This window comes from Lysobacter arseniciresistens ZS79 (assembly GCF_000768335.1).
GTDB classification, from domain to species: Bacteria; Pseudomonadota; Gammaproteobacteria; order Xanthomonadales; family Xanthomonadaceae; genus Novilysobacter; species Novilysobacter arseniciresistens.
On record NZ_AVPT01000006.1, the window covers coordinates 52,846 to 77,200 of the forward strand.

Below are 24,355 nucleotides of genomic sequence, written 5' to 3' on the forward strand. Positions count from 1 at the left end.
CGGTGGCGGTGTTGGTGCGAGCCGCGGCCGGTGCATGGCGGGCACTGCGGCAGGCTCGGCGCCCGTGCGATGCTATCGCGCCCGTCGACCGGACCGTGCCCGTGGCCTATCTCTGGACCAAGACCTTCCACCTCGTGTTCGTGATTGCGTGGATGGCGGCGGTGTTCTACCTGCCGCGGATCCTGGTCAACATCGCCGAGGCCGGCGAGTCGCCGCAGGTGCGCGCGCGGCTGGTACTGATGGGCCGGCGGCTGCTGCGCTTCGGCCACGTGATGTTCGGGCTGGCGGCGGTGCTGGGCCTGGTGTTGTGGCTGCATTTCGGCATCGCCGGCGGCTGGCTGCACGCCAAGCTGCTGCTGGTGGCGGCGCTGCTGGCGTACTTCATCTTCAGCGGGCGCTGGCTGAAGGGCGTCGAGGCCGGCCGGCCGCTGCCGTCGTCGCGCACGCTGCGCCTGGTCAACGAGGTGCCGGTGCTGGCGCTGGTGCTGATCGTGTTCCTGGTGCTGGCGAAACCGTTCTGAGGGTGAATGGTTCCGGCGGTGCCTCCCGGGACCGCGTTCTCCACGCGCTCTTGCCGCGCTTCGCCGATCGCTTGTAGGAGCGACGTGAGTCGCGACCCGCCGAACCCGTGAGGCGATGTACAGGTCGCGGCTGAAGCCGCTCCTACGGAAGCCCGGAGCCAGTGCGTCGAAACACGCAACCGCCGGAACGGGCGCGGCTGCCCGGGCGAACACGCCCCCGATCTCCGCGCCGTCGCTGGGTCAGCCCCCGAAGTCTTCCCGCCGCGGCAGCTCCACCGGGACACCGGCACCGTTGCAGCCACCTGCCGCGCACGCCGCCTCGCGCAGCGTCGGGGTCGCCTGCAGCATGAAATGGAAGATCGCGTTCTGCTCGACGCTGCCGCGCACCGCGGCGCTGCCGGGGCCGCGCGCCCAGATGCCGACGTCGTCGCCGCCGTGCGACTCGCTGCCGCCGGGGACGGTCGCTTCCTGCAGGTAGTCCGGGGCGCCGGTGTCGACCTGGGCCAGGTCGGGGCGGCCGATGGCCGGCTCGTAACCGTCGGCCCGGTGCGGGAAGGACTTCGGTCCGGCCGGCTGGCTCGCGCTGGCGCCGGTGTAGCCGGGGCCGTTGGCGTAGCCGAGCGTGGTGAACGGCAGGCCGAGCGCGTCGGTGGACGCCTCGGCGACACCCTCCGCATTGGCCTCGCGCACCTTGCCGAGGATCGGGTTGCCGCGCACCGGGTAGCCGGCGAAGGTCATGGTGTGCGCGTGGTCGGCGGTGACGATGACCAGGGTGTCATCGACTGAAGTCATCCGGCGCGCGACCTCGACCGCCTCGCTCAGGGCGATGGTGTCGCCGAGCGCGCGGAAGGCGTTGCCGTCGTGGTGGGCGTGGTCGATCCGGCCGGCCTCGACCAGCAGCACGTAGCCGTCCGGGTCGCCCGACAGCCGCTCGATCGCGGCGCGGGTCATCTCGGCCAGGCTGGGCTCGCCGGCGCGGTCGCCCGGGCGGTCGTGCTCGTACTGCATGTGGCCGGGCTCGAACAGGCCCAGCAGCGGCACGCCGGCCGGCGCGGCGGCGAACTGCTCCGCGTTCCAGACATACACGCCATCGGGGTGGCGGCGCTTCCACTCGGCGACGAGGTCGCGGCCATCCTTGCGGCGGCTCTTGATGTCGGGGTATTCCGGGTCGGCCTGGCCGGTCGGGATGAAGTTGGTGCGGCCGCCGCCCATCAGCACGTCGGGGCCGGTGCCGAACGGCGACTCGACCATCTGCCGGGCGATGTCGACGCAGCCCGCGGCGAGCGCGGCGGCCGGCATCGCGCCGTCGCTCTCCCAGTTGCGGTTGGGGACGTGGCTGAAGGTCGCGGCCGGGGTGGCGTGGGTGGCGCGCGCGGTGCTGACCACGCCGGTCGCCATGCCGCTGGCGGCGGCGAGCTCCCACAGCGTCGTCATCGGCGCCGTCAGCGAGGCCCTGCAGTCGCCGAACGCGGCCGACTGGCCGATGCTGATCACGCCGGCGCGGGTCTTCACGCCGGTGGCCATCGCGCTCATGGTGCCGGCCGAGTCGGGCGTCTGCTGGTCGGTGTTGTACGTCTTGCTGAGCGCGGTAGCGGGGAAATGCTCCCAGCTCAGGCGGTTCTCCTCGCCCGGCTGGCCCTTGAGCTGGCCGTCGCGGATGCGGGCGGCGGCGACGGTGGCCAGGCTCATGCCGTCACCGACGAACAGGATCACGTTGCGCGCGTTGCCGGCCATCGCGCCGCGGGCGGCGGCCTGGGCGGCGCCGTCGCGGAACCACCAGGCCGCGGTCTCCCCGTCCGGGCGGGCGATGTCCGGCACGTCGACCTGCAGCGACGCAGGCGCCGGTGCAGCGGCCTCGGGTGCACTGGCGCAACCGCCCAGCATCGCGAGCGACAGGGTGGAGGCGAGGAGCAGGCGGAGGTTGTCGCGTGCGGGCATGGCGCGGCCTTGGATCGGAAAGCCCGGATTATGCCGCGCGGATGTTGCGGCCACCGGAACACCGCCCTGCCGCCTCTGGCGGTGCGTTGGCGGCCGGGACGTGGCGCTCAGGCGCGCGAATGGCTCCACGACACCATCCGTCCCTCGCGGTACGGCATCACCCCGTGGAACTGCCGCGGGTCGTCGTCGAACACCAGCGGCAGGAAGTTGCGGTCGCCTTCCCACATCGGCAGGTCGTGCAGGCGCTCCAGCGGCACCCATTCCAGCGTGCCCTCGGGGTTGCGGGTGAGCGGCGTGCCGGCATAGCGGGTGATCAGGAACACGAAGCCGAGCCAGTCCTCGCCGCGCTTGCCGAACCCCGGCCAGCTGATGGTGCCGCGCAGGCGCAGTTCCTCGCAGGTGATGCCGGCCTCCTCGAGGATCTCGCGGCGCATGCCGGCGACGACGTCCTCGTCCGGTTCGATCTTGCCGCCCAGGCCGTTGTACTTGCCCAGGTGCTGGTCGTCGGGGCGGGCGTTGCGGTGCACCAGCAACACCTCTCGGCCGTCGGGCGAGAGCACGTAGCCGAGGGTGGCGACGATCGGGGTGTACGGCATCAGCGCGCGGCCTCGTCCCGTGCGGCGACCTGCTCAGCGATCTGCCCGTCGAGCTTCGCCGCGGCGGTGTCGGCCAGTTCCCGGCAGCTCATCGGCTCGGGGTGCTTGTCGCCGGTGGCGGCCGGCGCCCAACCGACGCCGCCGGGGTGTGGGGCGATCAGCAGGTCGCAGGGCAGCGCGCGGATCGCGGCGAAGCCGGCGCGGTAGTCCTCGACGATGCGCGGGTGGCGCGGGTTGTCCAGCAACCGGTAGTCCGGCGCGCTGACGCTGTCGACGTAGGCGATCCGCAGCGGGGCGCCGTCGCGGCTGTCGGTCCAGGTCCAGCTGAGCGAACCGGGCGTGTGCGCCGGGGTGAAGTGCGCGGTGAACTCGACACCGCCGAGGGTGACGACCTCGCCGTCCTGCAACAGCCGGTCGGCCTGGACCGGCGGGAACAGGATGCCGTCGCCGTAGTGGATGTCGTCGCTGCCGCCGCGGGCGAGCAGGACGGCCGATTCCGCATTGCTGACCAGGGTGGCGCCGGTGGCGCGGCGGACCGCGGCCAGCGGCCCGGCGTGGTCGCCGTGGGCGTGGCTGTGGAGGATGTACTTCAGCTCGCCCGGTTCCACCCCGAGCGCGGCCATGTGGTCCAGCAGCATCCCGGCCGCCGATGCGACCCCGCCGTCGACCAGCACCGCGCCCTCGTCGGTCTTCACCAGCAGCGCGGCCAGGCCCTCGGTGCCGATGTACCAGGTGTTCTCGGCGATCGCGAACGGTTCGACCGGCTGGCGCCAGCTGTCCGGCGTCGCATAGCCGTGGGCCTGCGGCAGCGGGTCGGCGGCCATCGCCGGCAGGGCGCAGGCGAGCGTGGAGGCGAGGAGGAGCAGTGGGGCGCGGCGCATGGAGGCATCCGGGACGAGGAGGCCCGCCAGTGTGGGCGATCGCCCCGGGTGTCGCCAGCGCGCGGCGTGGCCGTCGATTCGCGTCTGCTGGCGGCTTGCGCATAATCGGCCGCACACACCGGAGTTGCCGATGACCATTGCCGTTTGCCGCCGCACCCGCCCCGCCTGCCTGTCGCCCGCGCTCACGGGGGCCACGCCGTGACCGGCCGCCAGCGCGAGCTGACCATGCGCTTCCTCGCCGAGCCGACCGACGTCAATTACGGCGGCAAGGTCCACGGCGGCGTGGTGATGAAGTGGATCGACCAGGCCGGCTATGCCGCGGCGGTCGGCTGGAGCGGCACCTACAGCGTGACGGTCGCGGTCGGCGGCATCCGCTTCGTCGCCCCGATCCGCATCAGCGACCTGGTCACGGTGCGGACCAAGCTCGTCCACACCGGCACCAGCAGCATGCACTTCGCGGTCGAGGTCGCCGCGCGCGACCCGATGGGCGGCGAGCCGCGCCTGTGCACCCATTGCGTGATCGTGTTCGTGGCGCTGGACGGGGTGGAAGGCAAGCCGACCGCGGTGCCCGCGTGGACCCCTGCCGGCGACGACGACCGCAAGCTGGCCGAGTATGCGCTGCAGGTGATGGAGCTCAGCAAGGGCATCGAGCAGACGGTGGAGCGCTACCGCGAGGCCGGCGAGCTGTAGCCGCAAACGACGAAGCCGCCGGGGGGCGGCTTCGCGGACAACGCGGGAGGGCGGTGTTCAGATCCCGGCGACGCGCCGGGCCTGCATGTACTTGCCGCTCCAGTAGCCGGTCTCGAGGCTGGATACCATCACGTCCTTGCCGCTGCTGGGCGCGTGCACGAAGCGGCCCTCACCGACGTAGATGCCGACGTGGTCGACCCGGCCGCGCTTGCCGAAGAACACCAGGTCGCCCTCGGCCAGCTCGGACTTGTCGGCGATCAGCTCGCCGGTCCGGGCCTGGTCGCGCGAAACGCGCGGCAGCTCGACCCCCAGCGCGTTGCGGAACACGTAGCTGACCAGCCCGCTGCAGTCGAAGCCCTTGTCGGGCGAGGTGCCGCCCCAGCGGTACGGCGTGCCCAGCAGGGCCAGCGCGCGCTGCAGCACGGACTTCACCTTGCCGTCGGTGGGCTGGTAGTCGGCGGCGACGGCGGAGGTCTTGCCGGACACCAGCAGGCTGTTGATGTCGTTGGCGAACATCAGCGCGCGGTCGGGCAGGGTCATCGCGTCGGGCACCAGCGCCGGGGCGTTGGCCGCGGCGGCCGGGGTGGCCTGTTGCGCGAAGGCCGGCAATGCCGCGGAGGCGGCCAGCAGGAGCGAAAGAAGGAGGCGGGAAGTGGCCCGCGACGGGCGGGCAAAGGTGGCGGCTGGGCGGCCCTGGCCTGAGGTCTTGGTCGTCACTGGATGATCACGAAGTCGTCACGCGGGCATCATGCCCGCGGATTTCCGCCGGTAGGTTCAAATAACGTTAAATTTCCGTTACGACTTTGCGGCGTTCATCCCAGTTCCACACGCATTTACAGAACGCGTTTGGCGCCGCTGTAGTGGTCGCGCCAGTAGTACCCGTTCAGGTGGTCCAGCCTGACGGTGCCGCCGCTGCTGGGGGCATGGACGAAGCGGCCGTCGCCGACGTAGATGCCGACGTGGGTCACCCGGCCACCGCTGCCGAAGAACACCAGGTCGGCCGGGGACAGCTCGTCGGGGGCGATCCGCGGCCCCTGGTAGCCGGCCAGCGCGCTGGAAGTGCGCGGCAGCTGCAGGTCGAGCATGTCGCGGTAGACGTAGTTGACCAGGCCGCTGCAGTCGAAGCCGGTCTGCGGGGTGTTGCCGCCATACAGATAAGGCGTGCCGACCAGGCTGATCGCGCGCATCAGCACCGAATTGGCGGCCACCGGGTCGGCTGGCGCCAGCGTGGCCCAGTCGCGGCCGCCGGGCGGCGGGGGCGTGGGGCCGCGCACGACCTGGTCGGACGCGCCGCCACCGCAGCCGGCCAGTCCCGCGCCTAGCATGGCGGCGCCGGCGAGGGCGGCGATGCGGTTGCGGAGGGACGATGACGCCGCGGCCTGCAGCGGGCGTGCTGGCGCGGGGGCGGTGATGCCGGGATAATGCGCGGCCTTCGTCACGGCCGACAGCTTGGCTGTTCAGCGCCGCGACGGCAACCCCTTCGCCGCCGCCGGACCGGTGGTGCCGCCCGCGCCACGCGACGCCCGTCGCCGGCCCCCACCGAGTAGCCCCATGAAAATCGAGAAAGACCGCGTCGTCCTGTTCCACTATTCCGTCGCCGAGCAGGGCGGCGAGTCGCTGGAAACCTCGCAGGGCCGCGGCCCGCTGGCGATCCTGATCGGCCACGGCAACATCATCCCGGGCCTGGAGAAGGCGATGGAAGGCCACGAGGCGGGTGACAAGTTCACCGCCGACGTGGCCGCCGCCGAGGCCTACGGCGAGGTCCAGCCGAACCTGACCCAGCGCGTGCCGAAGAAGTACTTCAAGGACGTCAAGCTGGTGCCCGGCATGCAGGCGGTGCTGCCGACCAATTTCGGTCCGCGCGCGGTGACCGTGCAGAAGGTCGGTATGAGCGTGGTCGACGTCGACCTCAACCACCCGATGGCCGGCAAGGACCTGAGCTTCGAGATCGAGATCGTCGAGGTCCGCGAGGCCAGCGAGGAGGAGGTCCAGCACGGCCACGTGCACGGCGAGGGCGGCCACCAGCACTGACCGCGCCGCGCTTCGCGTCCGCACCCGACGGCCCGCCCTGCGCGGGCCGTCGTCGTTTCCGGCCCGGCGCAGTTCGGGGCGACGCGTGACTTGTGGCCGCTGGTGGCGCGGCGCGGCGCTGGCATGATCGGCCGCTCACGCCCCGGGGAGGCCACGCATGACGACCATGACCCTGGCGCCGGTGTCGGCGTCGGAACGGATCGACAACCTCGACGTGCTGCGCGGCCTGGCGCTGCTGGGCATCGCGCTGATGAACGTCGAGTACTTCACCGCGCCGATGGCCGACATGGGCAGCGGCATCGCCCCGGGCGCAACCGGGCTGGACTGGCTGGCCGACGCGTTCGTCCACGTGTTCGTGCGCGGCAAGTTCTGGACGCTGTTCTCGCTGCTGTTCGGGATGGGCTTCGCGGTGATGCTGGGCCGCGCCCGCGCCGCCGGCCGCGACTTCGTGCCGGTGTACCTGCGGCGCACCGCCGGGCTGCTGGCGATCGGGCTGGTCCATGCGCTGCTGGTCTGGGCCGGCGACATCCTGGTGTCGTACGCGGTGACCGCGCTGCTGCTGGTGCTGCTGTTCCGCGACACGGATACCGCACGCCTGTGGAAGTGGGGCGCGGGGATCTGGGGCGTGATGGTCGGGCTGATGCTGCTGGGGTCGCTGGCGATGATGGCGCCGGGTGCACCGGTCGAGGATGCCGGGGTCGAGGCGATGGCCGCGTTGCGCGAGGCCGAGACCGTGGCCTACGCGACTGGCAGCTACGCCGAGGCGACGGCGGTGCGGCTGCAGTGGTTCGTGCATTCGCTGGGGAGCAATTTCTTCCTCGTGCCGCTGGTGCTGGGGATGTTCCTGGCCGGCGCCTGGCTGGTGCGCAGCGGCGCGATGGCCGACCCGGCCGCGCACCGGCGGCTGTTCATGCGGCTGGCATGGATGGGTGGCCTGGCCGGCCTGGCGCTGACCGCGAACAGCGTCGCGGTCAACCCGGACCCGGACATGGTGGCCGGCAGCGCGCCCGACGCGATGCTGGCGATGACCCTGCACATGGCCGGCGCGCCACTGCTGGCGCTGGGTTACACCGGCATGGTGGTGCTGGCACTGCAGCGCGGCGCCGGCTGGCTGCGCGTGCTGGCGCCGGCCGGGCGGATGGCGCTGACCAACTACCTGGCCCAGTCGGCCATCGGCACGCTGGTGTTCTACGGCTACGGGCTGGGGCTGTGGGGCGGTGTGCCGCGCAGCTGGCAGGTGCTGGGCGTGGTGGTCGTGTTCGGGCTGCAACTGCTGGCGAGCCGTTGGTGGCTGGCGCGGTTCCGCTACGGCCCGCTGGAATGGGCGTGGCGCGCCTTCACCTACTGGCAGTGGCCGCCGATGCGGCGCCCGCCCGTGCCAGCCGCGGCGCGCGCAGGCTGACCGGGGCAAGCGGGCGGGCCCGGCAAAGCGCCGGCCTGCCATCGGCGCCAGTGCGCGATTTAGACTTGTCGCCATGGATCGACGCGAAGACGTGGTGGTGGTGGTGGGCGCCGGCGTGATCGGGCTGGCCTCGGCGCTGGCGCTGATCGAGGCCGGCCGGAGCGTCCGGGTGTACGACGCGGGCCGGGTCGGTGGCGGCAGTTCGCACGGCAACTGCGGCACCATCACGCCGAGCCACGCCCCGCCGCTGGCGGCGCCGGGCATGGTCGCCACCGCGCTGCGGATGATGCTGACGCCGGACGCGCCGCTGTATGTGCGACCGCGGCTGGACCCGGTGCTGTGGCGCTGGATGTGGCGCTTCGCCGGCCGCTGCAACCTGCGCGACTGGGAAAGCAGCGCGCGGGCCAAGTCGCAGCTGCTCAACGATTCGCGCGCCCGGCTGCAGGAGTGGATCGGGCGTTACCGGCTCGACTGCGGCTTCCGCGAGTCGGGCGAGGACTACGTGTTCCGCACCGCCGCCAAGTTCGAGCACGACCAGCGCGAGATTCCGCTGCTGGGCCAGCTTGGCATCGACGTCGAGGTCATCGACGGGGCCGCCTACGAGGCGATGGAGCCTGCGGTGAAACCCGGCGTCGCCGGCGCGATCCGCTTCACCGGTGATGCGGTGCTGCGGCCGGACCGCTACGTCGCCGAACTGGCGCGGACGGTCCGCGAGCGCGGCGGGGTGGTCGTCGAGCAGGCACCGCTGGAGTCGCTTTCGGCGACGCGCGACGGGGTCGAGCTGCGGATCGGTGGCGAGGTCGTGCACGCCCGCGAGGTGGTGCTGGCGCTGGGCGCATGGTCGCCGCGGCTGGCGGCGGCGGTCGGCCTGCCGTGGCTGCGCGCGGCGATGCAGCCGGGCAAGGGCTACTCGATCACCTATTCGCTGCCGCCGCTGGTGCCGCGCCGGCCACTGATCCTGCGCGAACGCTCGGTCTGCGTCACCGCCTGGGACCACGAGGGCGACCACGGCGGCTTCCGGCTCGGCAGCACGATGGAGTTCTCGGGTTTCGACGACAGCCTCAACGAGCGGCGCCTCGGCGCACTGGAGCGCGGCGCCGCCGAGTACCTGCACCAGCCGGCCGGCCCGGAACTGCGCGAGCGCTGGTGCGGCTGGCGGCCGATGAGCTGCGACGACATCCCGATCATCGGCCGCGCGCCGGGCCACGGGCACCTGTGGCTGGCAACCGGCCACGGGATGATGGGCGTCGGCATGAGCGCCGGTACCGGCCAGCTGGTCGCCGACCTGCTCACCGGCCGCGCGCCCGAGGTCGATCCGCTGCCGTACCGCCCCGACCGGTTCGGCTGACGCCCGCGCGTTTACGCCGCTTCATGCAGGATGGGTCACCACCTGCAGGAGGCGAGCGATGCACAGCGATTTCGATCTGGTCGTGATCGGCGGCGGTTCGGGCGGCCTGGCCGGCGCATTCCGCGCGGCCGAGCACGGCGCCCGCGTGGCCCTGCTCGAACCCGGCCCGCTGGGCGGCACCTGCGTCAACGCCGGCTGCGTGCCGAAGAAGGCGATGTGGCTGGCCGCCGAGGTCGCCGGCAAGCTCGGGTTCGCGGCCCGGCTCGGTTTCCCGGCGCAGGACTGCGCGCTCGACTGGCCGACCTTCATCGCCCACCGCCAGCGTTACATCGCCAACATCCACGCCAGCTACCAGCAGCGGCTGGAGAAGGCCGGCATCGCGCTGCTGCCCTTGCGCGGGCGGCTGACCGGGCCGGACACGGTCGAGTGCGAGGACGGCGTGCGGCTGCAGGCGCGGCGGTTGCTGCTCGCCACCGGCGGCCAGCCGGTGCGGCCGGACATGCCGGGCGCGGAACTGGCCGCGACCTCGGACGATTTCTTCCACTGGACCGCCGCGCCGGCGCGGGTGGCGCTGGTCGGTGGCGGCTACATCGCGGTGGAGCTGGCCGGCGTGCTGCAGGCACTGGGCAGCGCGGTGGAGGTGTTCGTGCGCGGGCAGCGGCTGGTCGACAGCTTCGACGCGCAGCTGACCGCGCAGCTGGCCGAGGACTACCGGCAGGCCGGCATCCGCATCCACTTCGGCTGCAGCGTCGAGGCGCTGGAGCAGGCCGGCAGCGGCCTTCGGGTCATCGCGCCGGGTGCGGACGAGGCCCCGTTCGACGAAGTGCTGCTGGCCACCGGCCGGCGGCCCGACACCGGCACGCTCGGGCTGGAGGCGGCGGGGGTGAAGACCGACAAGCGCGGCCACATCGTGGTGGACGAGCGCCACGACACCAATGTCGACGGCATCCACGCGGTCGGCGACGTCACCGCCGACCTGCCGCTGACGCCGGTCGCGATCGCGGCGGCGCGTCGGTTGATGGATCGTTTGTACGGCAACCGCGACCGGCCGCTGGACGCCGACAACATCGCCACCGTGGTGTTCAGCCACCCGCCGATGGGCAAGGTCGGGCTGACCGAGGCGGCGGCCCGGGACAAACACGGCGATGCGGTGCACGTGCTCACCGCCGGATTCCGGCCGATGTTGCACGCGCTGGTCGATTCGCCGCAGCGGAGCCTGTTCAAGCTGGTCTGCGTCGGCGCCGAGCGGCGGGTGGTGGGCATCCATCTGCTCGGCGAGGCGGCGGACGAGATCCTGCAGGGGTTCGCGGTGGCGCTTAAGCGTGGCATCACGCTGGATGACCTGCACGACACCGTCGCCATCCACCCGACCAGCGCCGAGGAAGTGGTACTGATGCGGTAGGTGGGGCGTCCCCTGCAGGAGCGGCCCCAGTCGCGATCTCCGGGTCGACAACGCGCCCGGGCCCGCATTCGATCGCGGCTGAAGCGGCTCCTACAATGGCGGGATGGATACCTGCGTTCTCCACCGCGGCACCGCGCCGCTGCTGGTCAGCCTGCCGCATGACGGCAGCGCGATCCCCGACGACATCGCCGCACGCATGACCGAGGCCGCGCGCGGCGCGCCCGACACCGACTGGCACGTCTCACGCCTGTACGACTTCGCCCGCGGACTGGGCGCCTCCGTGCTCGTCCCGCGGTACTCGCGCTACGTGCTCGACCTCAACCGTCCGCCGGACGACACCTCGCTCTACCCGGGACAGAACACCACCGGCCTGTGCCCGACCGTGCGGTTCAGCGGCGGGCCGGTCTACCAGGCCGGCGCGGAACCCGACGAGGCCGAAGTGCACGGCCGCGTCGAGCGCTACTGGCGGCCGTACCACGACGCCCTGGCCGGCGAGCTCGCCCGGCTGCGGCAGGAACACGGGCGGGCGGTGTTGTGGGAGGGCCACTCGATCCGCGGCAGCGGGCTGCCGTTCCTGTTCGAGGGCCGGCTGCCGGACCTCAACCTCGGCACCGCGTCCGGTGCCAGCTGCTCGCCGGCGCTGCAGCAACGGCTGGAACAGGTGCTGGGCGCGCAGCAGCGATACGACTGGGTCGCCAACGGGCGGTTCAAGGGGGGCCACATCACCCGTCACTACGGCGCCCCCGGCGACGGTGTCGACGCAGTGCAACTGGAGATCAGCCAGCGCTGCTACATGGACGAGGATTCGTTCGAGTACGACGAGGCGAAGGCCGGCGCGTTGCAGGTGGTGCTGCGCGCGCTGCTGCAGGCGGCGGGTTCCCGGCTTGCGTAGGAGCGATGTTAGTCGCGAACGCGCAGCAATCGCATACGGGCCGTCGGCTCGTTTCTCCGCGTTCGCGGCGCACGTCGCTCCTGCAGACGACCCGGGTCATCCGGATCGCGCGGGCCCGGGCGGCCGCGCGCCTCAGACCTCCAGCGTCGCCAGGTCGCCCTTCTGCTCCAGCCATGCCTTGCGGTCGCCGGCGCGCTTCTTGGCCAGCAGCATGTCCATCAGTGAGCGGGTCGCGTCGGCGTCGTCGACGGTCAGCTGGACCAGCCGGCGGGTGTCGGGGTGGATGGTCGACTCGCGCAGCTGCGAGGGGTTCATCTCGCCCAGGCCCTTGAACCGGGTGACATGGACGGTGCCGGACGCGCCCTTCTTCTTCTCCGCCTTCTCGCGCTCGATCTTCTCCAGCAGGATCCGCTTCTCCTCCTCGTCGAGTGCGTAGAACACCTGCTTGCCGAGGTCGATGCGGAACAGCGGCGGCATCGCGACGAACACGTGGCCGGCCGCGACCAGCGCCGGGAAATGCTGCAGGAACAATGCGCTCAGCAGGGTCGCGATGTGCAGGCCGTCGGAGTCGGCGTCGGCAAGGATGATGACCTTGCCGTAGCGCAGTCCGCTGATGTCGTCCTTGCCGGGATCACAGCCGATCGCGACGGCGAGGTCGTGCACTTCCTGCGAACCGAGCACGCTGCCGGAGGCCACTTCCCAGGTGTTGAGGATCTTGCCGCGCAGCGGGAGGATCGCCTGGAAGTCCTTGTCGCGGGCCTGCCGCGCGCTTCCGCCGGCCGAGTCGCCTTCGACCAGGAACAGCTCGGTGCGCGAGAGGTCTTGGCTGGTGCAGTCGGCCAGCTTGCCGGGCAGGGCGGGGCCCTGGGTGACCTTCTTGCGGGTGATCTGCTTCTCGGTCTTGAGCCGCGCGCTGGCGCGTTCGATCGCCAACTGGGCAATGCGCTCGCCGAGTTCCACGTGCTGGTTCAACCACAGGCTGAAGGCGTCGTGTGCGGCACCCTCGACCATGCCGGCGGCCTGGCGCGAACTCAGCCGCTCCTTGGTCTGGCCGGAGAACTGCGGATCGGTCATCTTCAGCGACAGCACGAACGACACCCGGTCCCAGACGTCCTCGGGCGCCAGCTTGACCCCGCGCGGCAGCAGGTTACGGAAGTCGCAGAACTCCCGCAGCGCGTCGGTGAAGCCGGTGCGCAGGCCGTTGACGTGGGTGCCGTGCTGGGCGGTCGGGATCAGGTTGACGTAGCTTTCCTGCACCAACTCTCCGTCCGGCACCCAGGCCACCGCCCAGTCGACCACCTCGGTGTCCTTCTGCAGGTGGCCGACGAACAGCTCGGGCGGCAGCAGCTCGCTGTCAGCGAGTTCCCCGCGAAGGTAGTCGCGCAGGCCGTCCTCGTAATGCCACTCCAGCTTCTCGTCGCCGGCCACGTCGTGCAGGCGCACGGTCAGGCCGGGGCAGAGCACGGCCTTGGCGCGCAGCAGGTGCTTGAGCGAGCGCAGGTTGAATTTCGGGGTGTCGAAGTACTTCGGGTCCGGCCAGAAGCGCAGCCGGGTGCCGGTGTTCTTCTTGCCTACGCTGCCGACGATCTCCAGTTCCGAGCTGCGGTCGCCGTTGCGGAATTCCATCCGGTACTCGTTGCCGTCGCGCTTGATGAACAGCTCGACCCGGCTCGACAGCGCGTTGACCACGCTGACGCCGACGCCGTGCAGGCCGCCGGAGAAGGTGTAGTTCTTGCCGCTGAACTTACCGCCGGCGTGCAGCCGGGTGAGGATCAGCTCGACGCCGGGGATGCCTTCCTCCGGGTGGATGTCGACCGGCATGCCGCGGCCGTCGTCGGCCACTTCGCAACTGCCGTCGGCGTGCAGGGTGACCTCGATCAGCTTCGCGTGGCCGCCCAGCGCCTCGTCCACCGAGTTGTCGATGACCTCCTGCGCCAGGTGGTTCGGCCGGGTGGTGTCGGTGTACATCCCCGGGCGGCGCTTGACCGGGTCCAGCCCGGAAAGGACTTCGATATCTGCGGCGTTGTAGCGGGTGTTCATCAAGGCATGCGGGCTGGCGCGGCGGAGCGGCGAGGATGAAGACGGGGCGGGGGGCGGTCAAGCGAGCGGCTCCGGATCGCGCCCGGGACCACGCCCGTAGTGGATAGTCGCGGCCACCGTTAATTTCCCGTTCGTTCAGGCTGGAGCGAGGCGGGGGCCGATAGGGTCGGGACCGTCGTCGTGGTTCCCCCTGTTCCCCGACGGCCGGCCACGGCCCATCCCCCACGATTCTCCCCCGGATCAGGGGCCGCGGTACGAAGGGCACCCGCCCACCGTTTGTTTCCACCATTCCCCCAAGGATTTGAGGAGAGACATCGCATGAATATCCGCAAGCTGATGCTGCCGGCCGTCATCGCCGCCATGGTCGCCGCCCCGGCCGCGTTCGCCCAGAGCGCCAACGCCAATGCCCAGGCCGACGCCGCCCCGGCCGCGCAGGTCGAGCTGGGCGCCCAGGCGTCCGACACCGCCGCCGCCGCGACCGGTGCCGCCGGCGCCGGGGTCGACACCGCCGCCGCGGTGACCGATACCAACGTCAACGCCGCGGCCAACGCCAACCTGGGCGTTGGCGCCGATGTCGAGGCCGACGTCGACGCCGAAGCCCCGGTCGAGCCGGAAGAGGACGACGGCCTCTGAGTCCGAGGGACTTTCCAGGTCCAAACGACGCCCCGGTCCGCCGGGGCGTCTTTTTTTGCGCGGCGGCCGGGCAGGCGCGGGACCGCTTGGCGCCGCGCCGCGGAAGTCAAGCGGTCGCGGCCGGCCCCCCCAGCCGGTAAACTGCGGCTTTCCAGCGGCACAAAAATCCATGACTCCCCTGATCTTCGTCACCGGCGGCGTGGTGTCCTCGCTCGGCAAGGGCATTGCGGCGGCCTCGCTGGCGGCCATCCTCGAAGCGCGCGGCCTGCGCGTGACGATGATGAAGCTCGACCCGTACATCAACGTCGACCCGGGCACGATGAGCCCGTTCCAGCACGGCGAGGTGTACGTCACCGACGACGGCGCCGAGACCGACCTCGACCTCGGCCACTACGAGCGCTACGTCCGCACCCGGCTGAGCCGGAAGAATTCGGTCACCACGGGCCGCATCTACGAGAACGTGATCCGCAAGGAGCGCCGCGGCGACTACCTTGGCGGCACCGTGCAGGTGATCCCGCACATCACCGACGAGATCAAGCGCTGCATCGTCGAGGCCACCCAGGGCTTCGACGTCGGCCTGGTCGAGATCGGCGGCACCGTCGGCGACATCGAGTCGCTGCCGTTCCTGGAGGCGATCCGCCAGCTGCGCACCGAGCGCGGCCCGGACAAGGCGCTGTTCATGCACCTCACGCTGGTGCCGTGGATCGCCGCCGCCGGCGAACTCAAGACCAAGCCGACCCAGCATTCGGTCAAGGAACTGCGCTCGATCGGTATCCAGCCCGATATCCTGCTGTGCCGCTCCGAACAGCCGCTGCCGGACAGCGAGCGTCGCAAGATCGCGCTGTTCACCAACGTCTCCGAGCGCGCGGTGATCTCCGCGGTCGATCTCGACAACATCTACCGGATGCCGCAGCGCTTCCACGAGCAGGGCCTGGACGACCTGATCATCGACCGCCTGCGGCTCGCCGCGGGCGCGCCCGACCTGGCCGAGTGGGACGCGGTGCTGGACGCCAGCGAGCACCCGGTCGACGAGGTCACGATCGGCGTCGTCGGCAAGTACGTCGACCACCAGGACGCCTACAAGTCGGTGGCCGAGGCCCTCAAGCACGGCGGCCTGCGCCAGCGCACCCGGGTCAACCTGAAGTGGCTGGAGTCCAGCGACGTCGAGAAGCTCGGCGCCGGCGAGGCGCTGGCGGGCGTCGACGGCATCCTCGTGCCCGGCGGCTTCGGCGACCGCGGCTTCGAGGGCAAGGTCGACAGCGCCCGCCACGCGCGCGAGCACGGCATCCCGTATTTCGGCATCTGCTACGGCATGCAGGCGGCGGTGGTCGACTACGCCCGCCACGTCGCCGGGCTGGAGGGCGCCAACAGCACCGAGAACGACAAGGCCAGCCCGCACCCGGTGATCGGCCTGATCACCGAGTGGCGCACGTCGACCGGCGACGTCGAGCGCCGCAGCGAGGACAGCGACCTCGGCGGCACCATGCGGCTGGGCCTGCAGGACCAGCGGATCAAGCCCGGCACCCTGGCCCACGCGATGTACGGCAAGGACGTGGTCGGCGAGCGCCACCGCCACCGCTACGAGTTCAACAACCGCTACCGCACCCAGCTGGAAGACGCGGGACTGGTGATCAGCGCCAAGTCGATGGACGACCTGCTGGTGGAGATGGTCGAGCTGCCGCGCGACGTCCACCCGTGGTTCCTGGCCTGCCAGGCGCACCCCGAGTTCCTCTCCACCCCACGCGACGGCCACCCGCTGTTCGTCGGCTTCATCCGCGCCGCGCGCGAGCACAAGGCGCAGGCCGGCGGACGGCTGCTCAAGGAGGCACACGCATGAACCTCTGCGGATTCGAGATCGGCCTCGACCGGCCCTTCTTCCTGATCGCCGGCCCCTGCGTGATCGAGTCGATGCAGCTGCAGCTCGATACCGCCGGCCAGCTCAAGGAAATCACCGGCGAGCTCGGCATCCCCTTCATCTTCAAGTCCAGCTTCGACAAGGCCAACCGCACCTCGGTGTCGGGCTTCCGCGGCCCGGGCCTGGAGCAGGGGCTGAAGGTGCTGGACGAGGTCAAGCGGCAGCTCGGCGTGCCGGTGCTGACCGACGTCCACGAGTACACCCCGATGGACGAGGTCGCCGCCGTCGTCGACGTGCTGCAGACCCCCGCGTTCCTGTGCCGGCAGACCGACTTCATCCAGAAGGTCGCCAGCGCCGGCAAGCCGGTCAACATCAAGAAGGGCCAGTTCCTGTCGCCGTGGGAGATGAAGCACGTCGCCGACAAGGCGCTGGCCACCGGCAACCGCGACATCATGGTCTGCGAGCGCGGCGCCAGCTTCGGCTACAACAACCTGGTCTCGGACATGCGCAGCCTCGCGGTGATGCGCGACACCGGCTGCCCGGTGGTGTTCGACGCCACCCACTCGGTGCAGCTGCCCGGCGGTGCCGGCGGCAAGAGCGGCGGCCAGCGCGAGTTCGTGCCGGTGCTGTCGCGCGCGGCGATGGCGGTCGGCATCGCCGGCATCTTCATGGAAACCCACCCGGACCCGGACAAGGCCCTGAGCGACGGCCCCAACGCCTGGCCGCTCGGCCGGATGCGCGCCCTGCTGGAGACGCTGATGGCGATCGACCAGGTCACCAAGCGCAACGGCTTCCTCGAATCCCAATCCTGAGACATCCAAAGAACCCGACATGACCCAGATCGCCAAAGTCCACGCCCGCGAGATCCTCGACAGCCGCGGCAACCCGACCCTGGAAGCGGAGGTCACGCTCGCCGACGGCAGCTTCGGCCGCGCGATGGTGCCCTCGGGCGCATCCACCGGTTCCAAGGAGGCGGTCGAGCTGCGTGACGGCGACAAGACCCGCTACCTCGGCAAGGGCGTGCGCACCGCGGTCGAGAACGTCAACACGACCATCGCGCAGGCGATCACCGGGATGGACGCGGCCGACCAGGCCGGCATCGACAAGCGGCTGGTCGACCTCGATGGCACCGACAACAAGGGCCGGCTCGGCGCCAATGCGCTGCTGGGTGTCTCGATGGCCAACGCCCACGCGGTCGCCGCCTCGCTGAAGCTGCCGCTGTGGAAGCACCTGGCCGGCGACCGTGCGCCGGTGTTGCCGGTGCCGATGATGAACATCATCAACGGCGGTGCGCATGCCGACAACAACGTCGACCTGCAGGAGTTCATGATCCTGCCGACCGGCTTCGACAGCTTCTCCGAGAGCCTGCGCGCCGGCACCGAGGTGTTCCACGCGCTCAAGTCGGTGCTCAAGGGCCGCGGCCTCAGCACCGCGGTCGGCGACGAGGGCGGCTTCGCGCCCGACCTGCGCAGCAACGAGGAGGCGCTGGAAACCATCCTCGAGGCGATCGGCAAAGCCGGCTACCACGCCGGCGAGGACATCCTGCTCGGCCTCGACGTCGCCAGCAGCGAGTTCTACGAGAATGGCAAGTACAACCTCACCGGCGAGGGCAAGCGCCTGACCAGCGAGCAGTTCGCCGACTTCCTCGGCAACTGGTGCGCGCAGTACCCGATCGTCACGATCGAGGACGGCATGGACGAGGGCGACTGGGACGGCTGGAAGCTGCTGACCCAACGCCTCGGCAACAAGGTGCAGCTGGTCGGCGACGACCTGTTCGTGACCAACCCGCGGATCTTCCAGCAGGGCATCGACCAGCAGGTCGCCAACGCGATCCTGATCAAGGTCAACCAGATCGGCACCCTGACCGAGACCCTCGAGGCGATCGCGATGGCCGACCGCGCGGGCTACGCCGCCGTTGTTTCGCACCGCTCCGGCGAGACCGAGGACACCACCATCGCCGACATCGCGGTGGCGACCACGGCGACCCAGATCAAGACCGGCTCGCTGTGCCGCAGCGACCGCGTGGCCAAGTACAACCAGCTGCTGCGGATCGAGGAGCAGCTCGGTGCCGCCGCCAAGTACGCCGGCCGCGACGCGTTCGTCTCGCTGAAGCGCTGACATCGCCATGCCGCGTCGCTGGCTCGGCGTGTTGCTGGTACTGCTGGCGGCCATGCTGGTGCTGCTGCAGTACCGGCTGTGGCTGGGCGAGGGCGGGCGGCGCTCGGTCGCGTCGCTTGAGCAGCGGGTCGACGAGCAGTCGCGCGAGAACGACGGGCTGAAAGAGCGCAACGACGCGCTCGCGGCCGAGGTCGAGGACCTCAAGTCCGGCGAGGCGGCGGTCGAGGAACGCGCGCGCAGCGAGCTGGGGATGATCAAGCCCGGCGAGACGTTCTACCGCGTGGTCGAGCCCGAGGACGCCACGCCGCCGCCCGCGCAGGACCCGGGCGCCGACGCCGGCGGGACACCGTGACCGCGCCGGCCATCTGGGCGGTGATCCCGGCCGCCGGCCGCGGCACGCGGTTCGGGGGCGACGTCCCCAAGCAGTACCTCGAAGCCGCCGGCCAGCCGCTGATCGCGCACGCGCTCGATGCGCTGCTGGGGCATCCCGCGGTGGCCGGTGCGGTGGTCGCGCTGGCCGCCGGTGACGAGCGTTGGCCCGGCTGGACGCAGCGCCACGGCAAGCCGGTGCTGCGCTGCGTCGGCGGCGGCGAACGTGCCGACTCGGTGCTGGCGGCGCTGCAGGCACTGCCGGCCGATATCGCCGCCGACGCGCTGGTGCTGGTCCATGACGCCGCGCGGCCGAACCTGCGGCGCGACGATCTCGACCGTCTGATCGATGCCGCCTGCACCTCGGCCGACGGGGCGATCCTCGCCGCGCCGGTGCGCGACACCCTCAAGCGTGCCGACGGCGACGGCCGCATCACCGCGACCGAACCGCGCGAAGCCCTGTGGCGCGCGCTGACCCCGCAGGCGTTCCGCCGCGACGCGCTGGTCGAGGCACTGCGGCAGGCGAGGGCCGACGGCGCCGTGGTCACCGACGAGGCGATGGCGATGGAACGCACCGGCGCCCGCCCGCGACTGGTCGAAGGCCGCGAGGACAACCTCAAGGTCACCACCCCGGCCGATCTCGCGCTCGCCGAGTTCCTGCTCGCCCGCCGCGAATCGTCGCTCCTACCATGAGCGGGCTCCTGCACATCCGAGGTACCCAATGAACATCCGCATCGGCCAGGGCTATGACGTCCACGCCTTCGGCGACGGCGACCACGTCGTGCTCGGCGGCGTGCGCGTCCCGCACGAGCGCGGCGTGCTCGCCCACTCCGACGGCGACGTGGTGATCCACGCGCTGTGCGACGCGATCCTCGGCGCGCTGGCGCTGGGCGACATCGGCCGCCATTTCCCGCCGTCGGACCCTAGGTGGAAGGGCGCCGACAGCCGCGCGTTCCTGCGCCACTGCATCGGGCTTGCGGCAGGGCAGGGCTGGAAGCTCGGCAACGCCGACGTCACCGTCATCTGCGAGCGGCCGAAGGTCGGCCCGCACGCCGCGGCCATGCGCGACACGCTGGCTGCGGACACCGGCGTGGCGGTCGATGCGATCAGCGTCAAGGCGACCACCAGCGAGAAACTCGGCTTCACCGGACGCGGCGAGGGCATCGCCGCGATGGCGGTGTGCCTGCTGGTCCGGGAATGAGCGGCGCCGCTTCGCCGGGCGACGACCGCGGCAACCACCTGCCGCGCGCGCACGGCCCGGCGGTGCTGGCGGCGCGCATCCGCGCCACGCCGGAGGATTTCCGCGTCGACGAACTGCCCGGCTTCGAGCCGTCCGGCAGCGGCGAGCATCTGCTGCTGGAGATCGAGAAGCGCGGCATGAACACCGCCTTCGCCGCGCGCCACATCGCCGCGTGGGCCGGCGTGCCCGAAAGCGCGATCGGCTACGCCGGGCTGAAGGACCGCCACGCGGTGACCCGCCAGCGCTTCAGCGTGCACCTGCCGCGCCGCGTTGCGCCGGATTCTGCCGGGTTCGATATCGAAGGCGAGCCCGAATACCTGCGCCTGCTGCGGCACGACTGGCACTCTCGCAAGCTGCCGCGCGGCGCGCTGGCCGGCAACCGTTTCGTGCTGGTGCTGCGTGACGCGCAGGGCGATCGCGCGGCGGTCGAGGCCCGCCTGCAGGCGATGGCGGCGCGGGGCGTGCCCAACTACTTCGGCGAGCAACGCTTCGGCCGCGGCGGCGACAATCTGACCCACGCGCTGGCGATGTTCGCCGGGCGCCGGGTCGGTCGCGAGCAACGCGGCCTCCTGCTGTCCGCCGCCCGTTCGGCCGCGTTCAACCGGGTGCTGGCGGCGCGCGTGGAAGCCGGCGACTGGGACACCGGCATGGTCGAGGGCGAAGTCTGGATGCTGGACGGCAGCCGCAGCGTGTTCGGCCCCGAACCGCTCGACGCCGCGCTGGCCGCCCGGGTGGCCGCGTTCGACATCCATCCGACCGGGCCGCTGTGGGGCCGTGGCGAACTGCGCAGCGCGGGCCGGGTCGCGGCGCTGGAACACGCGATGCTCGCCGACGGCGCTTGGCCGCGCGTGCGCGACGGGCTGGAGAAGGCCGGCCTGAAGCAGGAGCGGCGCGCGCTGCGGCTGCGCCCCGACGCACTGGCATGGGCCTGGCCCTCCCCGGACACCCTCCGCCTGGAGTTCGCCTTGCCACCCGGCACCTACGCCACCGTGGTGCTCGCCGAGCTGGGCGATTTCAACGGCACCTGAGCCGGGCTCTCCGGCGATTGCCGCTGGTCGGAAACCCGGCGACCGGCACTGGCGGCCGCCCTCCGGCGGCGCAACCCTGACCGTGCCCGGTCCGACCGGGCCCCGGGCGCCGCCCCGGCTCCGGGCAGTCACGGGAGACGATCATGAAAGCGATATCGAGAGTCGCGCTGATCTCCTTGGCGGTGGCGGGCCTGTCGGCCTGCGCCAGCATGGATGACGGGCGTGCAAGCCTGTCTCCGGACACCAGGACCATCGGCCCGGACGAGGCCTACAGGTCGCGTGTCGAGACCATCGCGCGGCGTCGTGGCATCGACGTCACCTGGGTCAACCCGCCGGTGCGCGAGGAAACGCTGGTCGCCAGCGGCGACTGACGCGGTGTTCAGCGCCGTTTCGACGGCGCCAGCAGCACCACCACCGCGCCTGTCCCGCCCTGCGCGGGCGGCGCGGAATGGAACGCCAGCACACTCGCGCGCTGACGCAGCATCCGGTCGACCAGGTTCTTGAGTACCGGTGCGCCGCTGCTGCTGAAATCGGCATGGCCGCGGCCGCCCTTGCCGTGGATGATCCGCACGCAGCCGAGCCCGTGCCGCAACGCATCGGCGAGGAAGGCGCGCAGCAGCGCTTCGGCGGTGCGTGCATCGGCGCCGTGCAGGTCGAGCTCCTCCTGCGCGGAGATCTCGCCGCGGCGCAGCCGCCGGTAGACCGGATCCGGCACGGTGTCCTGGCGCCACGCCAGCACGTCGCCGGCCTCCGCCAGCTGCTCGTCCAGCGCCAAGCGGAACTCGTCACGGGCGGCGGCCTCGTCGCGTTCGGCCATGCGCGCGCGCGGACGCGGGCGTGCCGGCATCGGCGGCGCCACGCGCTCGGGGAGCCGGCGCACCGGCCCGACCGCGTCGCGGAACAGGGCGGCGTCGTCGTCCTCGTCGTCGGGCGCGGTCATGGATCGGTCCGGTCGGTCACCGGACAAGCGTGGCCCGCGCGGTGCGGCCGTGCAACCGTCCATCGCGGGTCGGCGTCGCCCGGGCTTGGGCTATCATGCCGGGCATCGCGGGACGCCCCGCGACCCTCGCCGCAGCACCGGGTCGTGGCCTTCCGGTCCAGGTCCGCCGCGCGTCCATCCGCCTCACCTCGCCGCGCCGGGCGGCTCGCCAAGGGAGTCCATGCAAGTACTGGTCAGCAACGACGACGGCGTCGACGCGCCCGGCATCCGGGCACTCGCCGAGGGCCTGCGCGCCGCGGGACACGATGTGCTGACGGTCGCCCCCGACCGCGACCGTTCCGGTGCCAGCAACTCGCTGACGCTCGACATGCCGGTCCGCGTGGCGCGGCAGGACGAGCGCACCTGGCGCGTCTACGGCACGCCGACCGACTGCGTGCACGTCGCCATCTCCGGGATGCTCGAGGACGAGCCGGACATCGTCGTGTCGGGCATCAACAACGCCGCCAACCTCGGCGACGACGTGATCTATTCGGGCACCGTGGCCGCCGCGATGGAAGGGCGCTTCCTCGGCCTGCCGTCGGTCGCGGTGTCGCTGGTCACGGTCGACCACGTCGGCCGCCATTACGGGACCGCCGCGCGCGCGGCCGCCGAGATCATCGCGCGGCTGCGGGTGGACCCGCTGCCGGCCGACACCATGCTCAACGTCAACGTGCCGGACCTGCCGTGGGACGAAATCGCCGGGTTCGAGGTCACCCGCCTGGGCAACCGCCACCGCGCCGAGTCCTGCGTGTCGCAGCAGGATCCGCGCGGCCGCCAGTGGTGGTGGATCGGTGCCGCGGGCGCCGAGCACGACGCCGGCCCCGGCACCGATTTCCATGCCGTGCGCACCGGCCACATCTCGATCACCCCGATCCAGGTCGACCTGACCCGCTACCCGGCGCTCGAGCAGGTTGCCGGCTGGGTCGACGGGCTGGTCGCCTCGCTCGACCGCAACACGCCGACCCCGGCCGGCGCACCGGTCTCCACGTCGGCCGGGGAGGGCGCGCGATGAGCCTGCGCATGCGCCTGCAACCAGAGGCGATCGGTTCCGGCATGACGTCCCAGCGCGTACGCGACCGCCTGGTCGACCGCCTGCGCGGCGGCAGCGCCGGTGGCGAGGCGATCGCGGACGAGCGCGTGCTCAACGCCATCCGCACCGTGCCGCGGCACCTGTTCGTCGACGAGGCGCTGGCGACCCGCGCCTACGAGGACACCGCGCTGCCGATCGGCCACGGCCAGACCATCTCGCAACCGTGGGTGGTCGCGCGGATGACCGAGGTGCTGATGCAGGCGGCGCCGCGCAAGGTGCTGGAGATCGGCACCGGCTCGGGCTACCAGGCCGCGATCCTGGCGGCGCTCGGGCTGGAGGTGCACACCGTCGAGCGCATCGGCGAACTGCTGCGCACCGCACGCAAGCGCTTCCGCCAGCTCGGCATGAACATCCGCAGCAAGCATGACGACGGCCGCATCGGCTGGCCCGAGAACGGTCCGTTCGACGCGATCATCGTCACCGCCGCGGCGCCGGCGCTGGTCGATGCGCTGGGCGAACAGCTCGCGGCCGGCGGGGTGCTCGTGGCGCCGGTCGGCGGCGCCGGCGCGCAGTCACTGCTGGTGCTGCGCAAGGCGGCCGACGGCAGCCTGAGCCAGCAGACGCTCGGCCCGGTGGTGTTCGTGCCGCTGCTGTCGGGCATGGTCGACTGAGCCATGCCCGACCACGCAACCGACCACGCGCGCGCCGGCGGCGTCGCGCCACTGGGCGAACAGCTCGCATCGATCATCGACTCGCTGCCGGAAGACCGGTTGAGCCTCGGCGAGCTGCTGGACGTGTTCGGCGAGGAAGGCCTGCTGCTGCTGACGATGCTGCTGACGCTGGTGTTCCTGATCCCGGTGTCGATCCCGGGCGTGAGCACCGTGTTCGGCGCGGCGATCCTGCTGGTCGGCATCAGCCGCGTGCTGGGCCGTCCGCTGTGGCTGCCGGCGAAGCTGCGTGACCGCTCGCTACCGGCCGACAAGCTGCGCCCCGGCCTGACCGGGGGGCTCAAGTGGGTGACCCGGATGGAGCGCATCAGCCGTCCGCACCGGCTGCGGCTGTTCGTCGAGGGGCGCGCGATCAACCTGTTCAACAACCTCGCCTTCATCTTCGCCGCACTGCTGCTGATGGCGCCGTTCGGATTCGTTCCGTTCAGCAACACGCTGCCGGCGCTGGCGCTGCTGTTCTACGCTGTGGGCATGATCCAGCGCGATGGCGGCGCGGTCCTGCTCGGCCACCTGATGAACATCGGGACCGTCATCTACTTCGGTATCCTGATCGGCGGCGGCGGTGTGGCCGCGCACGAGCTGTTCCAGCGGCTTTCCGGCTGAGCCGTTCAGCGCCGGTATCCGGTGCCATGAC

At 71.6% G+C, this 24,355-nt stretch carries 26 protein-coding genes; 19 read left to right on the plus strand and 7 right to left on the minus strand.

Translation table 11 applies throughout. The features are described from left to right. Positions 1–95 precede the first annotated feature (95 nt). Positions 96–521: a CopD family protein gene (locus tag N799_RS05035; protein ID WP_152597820.1), complete on the plus strand. Its 426-nt coding sequence runs from the start codon at positions 96–98 to the stop codon at positions 519–521. A gap of 240 nt (positions 522–761) precedes the next feature. Here the strand turns inward: N799_RS05035 and N799_RS05040 are convergent, their stop codons facing one another. The 3 genes from N799_RS05040 to bla form a co-directional block, all read right to left on the minus strand. Further along, positions 762–2,459: an alkaline phosphatase gene (locus N799_RS05040; protein WP_036208769.1), complete on the minus strand. Its 1,698-nt coding sequence runs from the start codon at positions 2,457–2,459 to the stop codon at positions 762–764. A 107-nt stretch (positions 2,460–2,566) separates the two neighbouring features. Beyond that, entirely contained in the window at positions 2,567–3,055 is a 489-nt protein-coding gene (locus tag N799_RS05045; RefSeq protein ID WP_036208771.1) for an NUDIX hydrolase, read from the minus strand. After that, positions 3,055–3,936, minus strand: coding sequence for a subclass B3 metallo-beta-lactamase (gene bla, locus N799_RS05050; protein ID WP_036208772.1), 882 nt, complete (start codon positions 3,934–3,936; stop codon positions 3,055–3,057). The genes N799_RS05045 and bla overlap by 1 nt, the downstream gene beginning before the upstream one ends. A gap of 198 nt (positions 3,937–4,134) precedes the next feature. Here bla and N799_RS05055 point away from each other — a divergent pair, with 198 nt between their 5' ends. Next, a complete protein-coding gene (locus tag N799_RS05055; RefSeq protein WP_036208775.1) occupies positions 4,135–4,626 on the plus strand; it encodes an acyl-CoA thioesterase in 492 nt (163 codons plus the stop codon). A 57-nt stretch (positions 4,627–4,683) separates the two neighbouring features. Here N799_RS05055 and N799_RS05060 read toward each other — a convergent pair whose 3' ends face one another. Beyond that, the gene (locus N799_RS05060; protein ID WP_036208778.1) at positions 4,684–5,343 is read right to left on the minus strand and encodes a C40 family peptidase; all 660 of its coding nucleotides are present in this window, start codon (positions 5,341–5,343) and stop codon (positions 4,684–4,686) included. A gap of 116 nt (positions 5,344–5,459) precedes the next feature. Beyond that, the gene (locus tag N799_RS05065) at positions 5,460–5,951 is read right to left on the minus strand and encodes a C40 family peptidase (RefSeq protein WP_052101263.1); all 492 of its coding nucleotides are present in this window, start codon (positions 5,949–5,951) and stop codon (positions 5,460–5,462) included. A 226-nt stretch (positions 5,952–6,177) separates the two neighbouring features. Between N799_RS05065 and N799_RS05070 the strand changes: the two genes are divergently transcribed. The 5 genes from N799_RS05070 to hutG all read left to right on the plus strand — a co-directional run bounded on the left by N799_RS05070 (position 6,178) and on the right by hutG (position 11,701). Next, on the plus strand, positions 6,178–6,657 hold the full coding sequence (locus N799_RS05070; RefSeq protein WP_036208781.1) for an FKBP-type peptidyl-prolyl cis-trans isomerase: 480 nt from the start codon (positions 6,178–6,180) through the stop codon (positions 6,655–6,657). Between the two features lie 157 nt (positions 6,658–6,814). Then, positions 6,815–8,059, plus strand: a complete 1,245-nt coding sequence (locus tag N799_RS05075; RefSeq protein WP_036208784.1) for a DUF418 domain-containing protein — start codon at positions 6,815–6,817, stop codon at positions 8,057–8,059. Positions 8,060–8,132: 73 nt separating this feature from the next. Further along, complete coding sequence (locus N799_RS05080) at positions 8,133–9,407, plus strand: NAD(P)/FAD-dependent oxidoreductase (RefSeq protein WP_036208786.1); 1,275 nt, start codon at positions 8,133–8,135, stop codon at positions 9,405–9,407. 58 nt (positions 9,408–9,465) lie between these two features. Beyond that, on the plus strand, positions 9,466–10,809 hold the full coding sequence (gorA, locus tag N799_RS05085) for a glutathione-disulfide reductase (RefSeq protein ID WP_036208788.1): 1,344 nt from the start codon (positions 9,466–9,468) through the stop codon (positions 10,807–10,809). Between the two features lie 103 nt (positions 10,810–10,912). Next, complete coding sequence (hutG, locus tag N799_RS05090; protein ID WP_036208790.1) at positions 10,913–11,701, plus strand: N-formylglutamate deformylase; 789 nt, start codon at positions 10,913–10,915, stop codon at positions 11,699–11,701. 132 nt (positions 11,702–11,833) lie between these two features. On the opposite strand, the gene parE is transcribed toward hutG, so the two are convergent. Further along, a complete protein-coding gene (gene parE, locus N799_RS05095; RefSeq protein ID WP_036208793.1) occupies positions 11,834–13,741 on the minus strand; it encodes a DNA topoisomerase IV subunit B in 1,908 nt (635 codons plus the stop codon). A 318-nt stretch (positions 13,742–14,059) separates the two neighbouring features. On the opposite strand from parE, the gene N799_RS15620 reads away from it, so the two are divergent. The 9 genes from N799_RS15620 (at position 14,060) to N799_RS05140 (ending at position 21,355) form a co-directional block, all read left to right on the plus strand. After that, positions 14,060–14,374: a hypothetical protein gene (locus tag N799_RS15620; RefSeq protein WP_036208796.1), complete on the plus strand. Its 315-nt coding sequence runs from the start codon at positions 14,060–14,062 to the stop codon at positions 14,372–14,374. A 169-nt stretch (positions 14,375–14,543) separates the two neighbouring features. Next, positions 14,544–16,211, plus strand: a complete 1,668-nt coding sequence (gene pyrG / locus N799_RS05105) for a CTP synthase (protein ID WP_036208798.1) — start codon at positions 14,544–14,546, stop codon at positions 16,209–16,211. Continuing rightward, on the plus strand, positions 16,208–17,041 hold the full coding sequence (gene kdsA, locus N799_RS05110) for a 3-deoxy-8-phosphooctulonate synthase (protein ID WP_036208801.1): 834 nt from the start codon (positions 16,208–16,210) through the stop codon (positions 17,039–17,041). The genes pyrG and kdsA overlap by 4 nt, the downstream gene beginning before the upstream one ends. Positions 17,042–17,060: 19 nt before the next feature. After that, entirely contained in the window at positions 17,061–18,347 is a 1,287-nt protein-coding gene (gene eno, locus N799_RS05115; protein ID WP_036208804.1) for a phosphopyruvate hydratase, read from the plus strand. A 7-nt stretch (positions 18,348–18,354) separates the two neighbouring features. After that, positions 18,355–18,699 (plus strand): cell division protein FtsB, encoded by a 345-nt coding sequence (gene ftsB / locus N799_RS05120; protein WP_036208806.1) that lies wholly within the window; start codon positions 18,355–18,357, stop codon positions 18,697–18,699. Continuing rightward, complete coding sequence (ispD, locus tag N799_RS05125) at positions 18,696–19,409, plus strand: 2-C-methyl-D-erythritol 4-phosphate cytidylyltransferase (protein WP_036208809.1); 714 nt, start codon at positions 18,696–18,698, stop codon at positions 19,407–19,409. The genes ftsB and ispD overlap by 4 nt, the downstream gene beginning before the upstream one ends. Before the next feature lie 28 nt (positions 19,410–19,437). Next, a complete protein-coding gene (ispF, locus tag N799_RS05130; protein ID WP_036208812.1) occupies positions 19,438–19,917 on the plus strand; it encodes a 2-C-methyl-D-erythritol 2,4-cyclodiphosphate synthase in 480 nt (159 codons plus the stop codon). Continuing rightward, positions 19,914–20,984: a tRNA pseudouridine(13) synthase TruD gene (gene truD / locus N799_RS05135; RefSeq protein WP_052101248.1), complete on the plus strand. Its 1,071-nt coding sequence runs from the start codon at positions 19,914–19,916 to the stop codon at positions 20,982–20,984. Before ispF ends, truD begins: the two co-directional genes overlap by 4 nt. Before the next feature lie 143 nt (positions 20,985–21,127). Further along, positions 21,128–21,355 carry a hypothetical protein gene (locus N799_RS05140; protein ID WP_152597821.1) on the plus strand — a complete coding sequence of 76 codons (228 nt, stop codon included), beginning with the start codon at positions 21,128–21,130 and terminating at the stop codon, positions 21,353–21,355. Positions 21,356–21,363: 8 nt separating this feature from the next. Here N799_RS05140 and N799_RS05145 read toward each other — a convergent pair whose 3' ends face one another. Next, on the minus strand, positions 21,364–21,924 hold the full coding sequence (locus tag N799_RS05145; RefSeq protein WP_036208818.1) for a Smr/MutS family protein: 561 nt from the start codon (positions 21,922–21,924) through the stop codon (positions 21,364–21,366). Positions 21,925–22,144: 220 nt separating this feature from the next. On the opposite strand from N799_RS05145, the gene surE reads away from it, so the two are divergent. The 3 genes from surE to N799_RS05160 are packed head-to-tail and all read left to right on the plus strand — an operon-like array spanning position 22,145 to position 24,324. Further along, a complete protein-coding gene (surE, locus tag N799_RS05150; RefSeq protein WP_052101249.1) occupies positions 22,145–22,975 on the plus strand; it encodes a 5'/3'-nucleotidase SurE in 831 nt (276 codons plus the stop codon). Then, the gene (locus N799_RS05155) at positions 22,972–23,664 is read left to right on the plus strand and encodes a protein-L-isoaspartate(D-aspartate) O-methyltransferase (RefSeq protein ID WP_036208820.1); all 693 of its coding nucleotides are present in this window, start codon (positions 22,972–22,974) and stop codon (positions 23,662–23,664) included. The genes surE and N799_RS05155 overlap by 4 nt, the downstream gene beginning before the upstream one ends. Positions 23,665–23,667: 3 nt before the next feature. Then, on the plus strand, positions 23,668–24,324 hold the full coding sequence (locus N799_RS05160) for an exopolysaccharide biosynthesis protein (protein ID WP_052101250.1): 657 nt from the start codon (positions 23,668–23,670) through the stop codon (positions 24,322–24,324). Positions 24,325–24,355 lie beyond the last annotated feature (31 nt).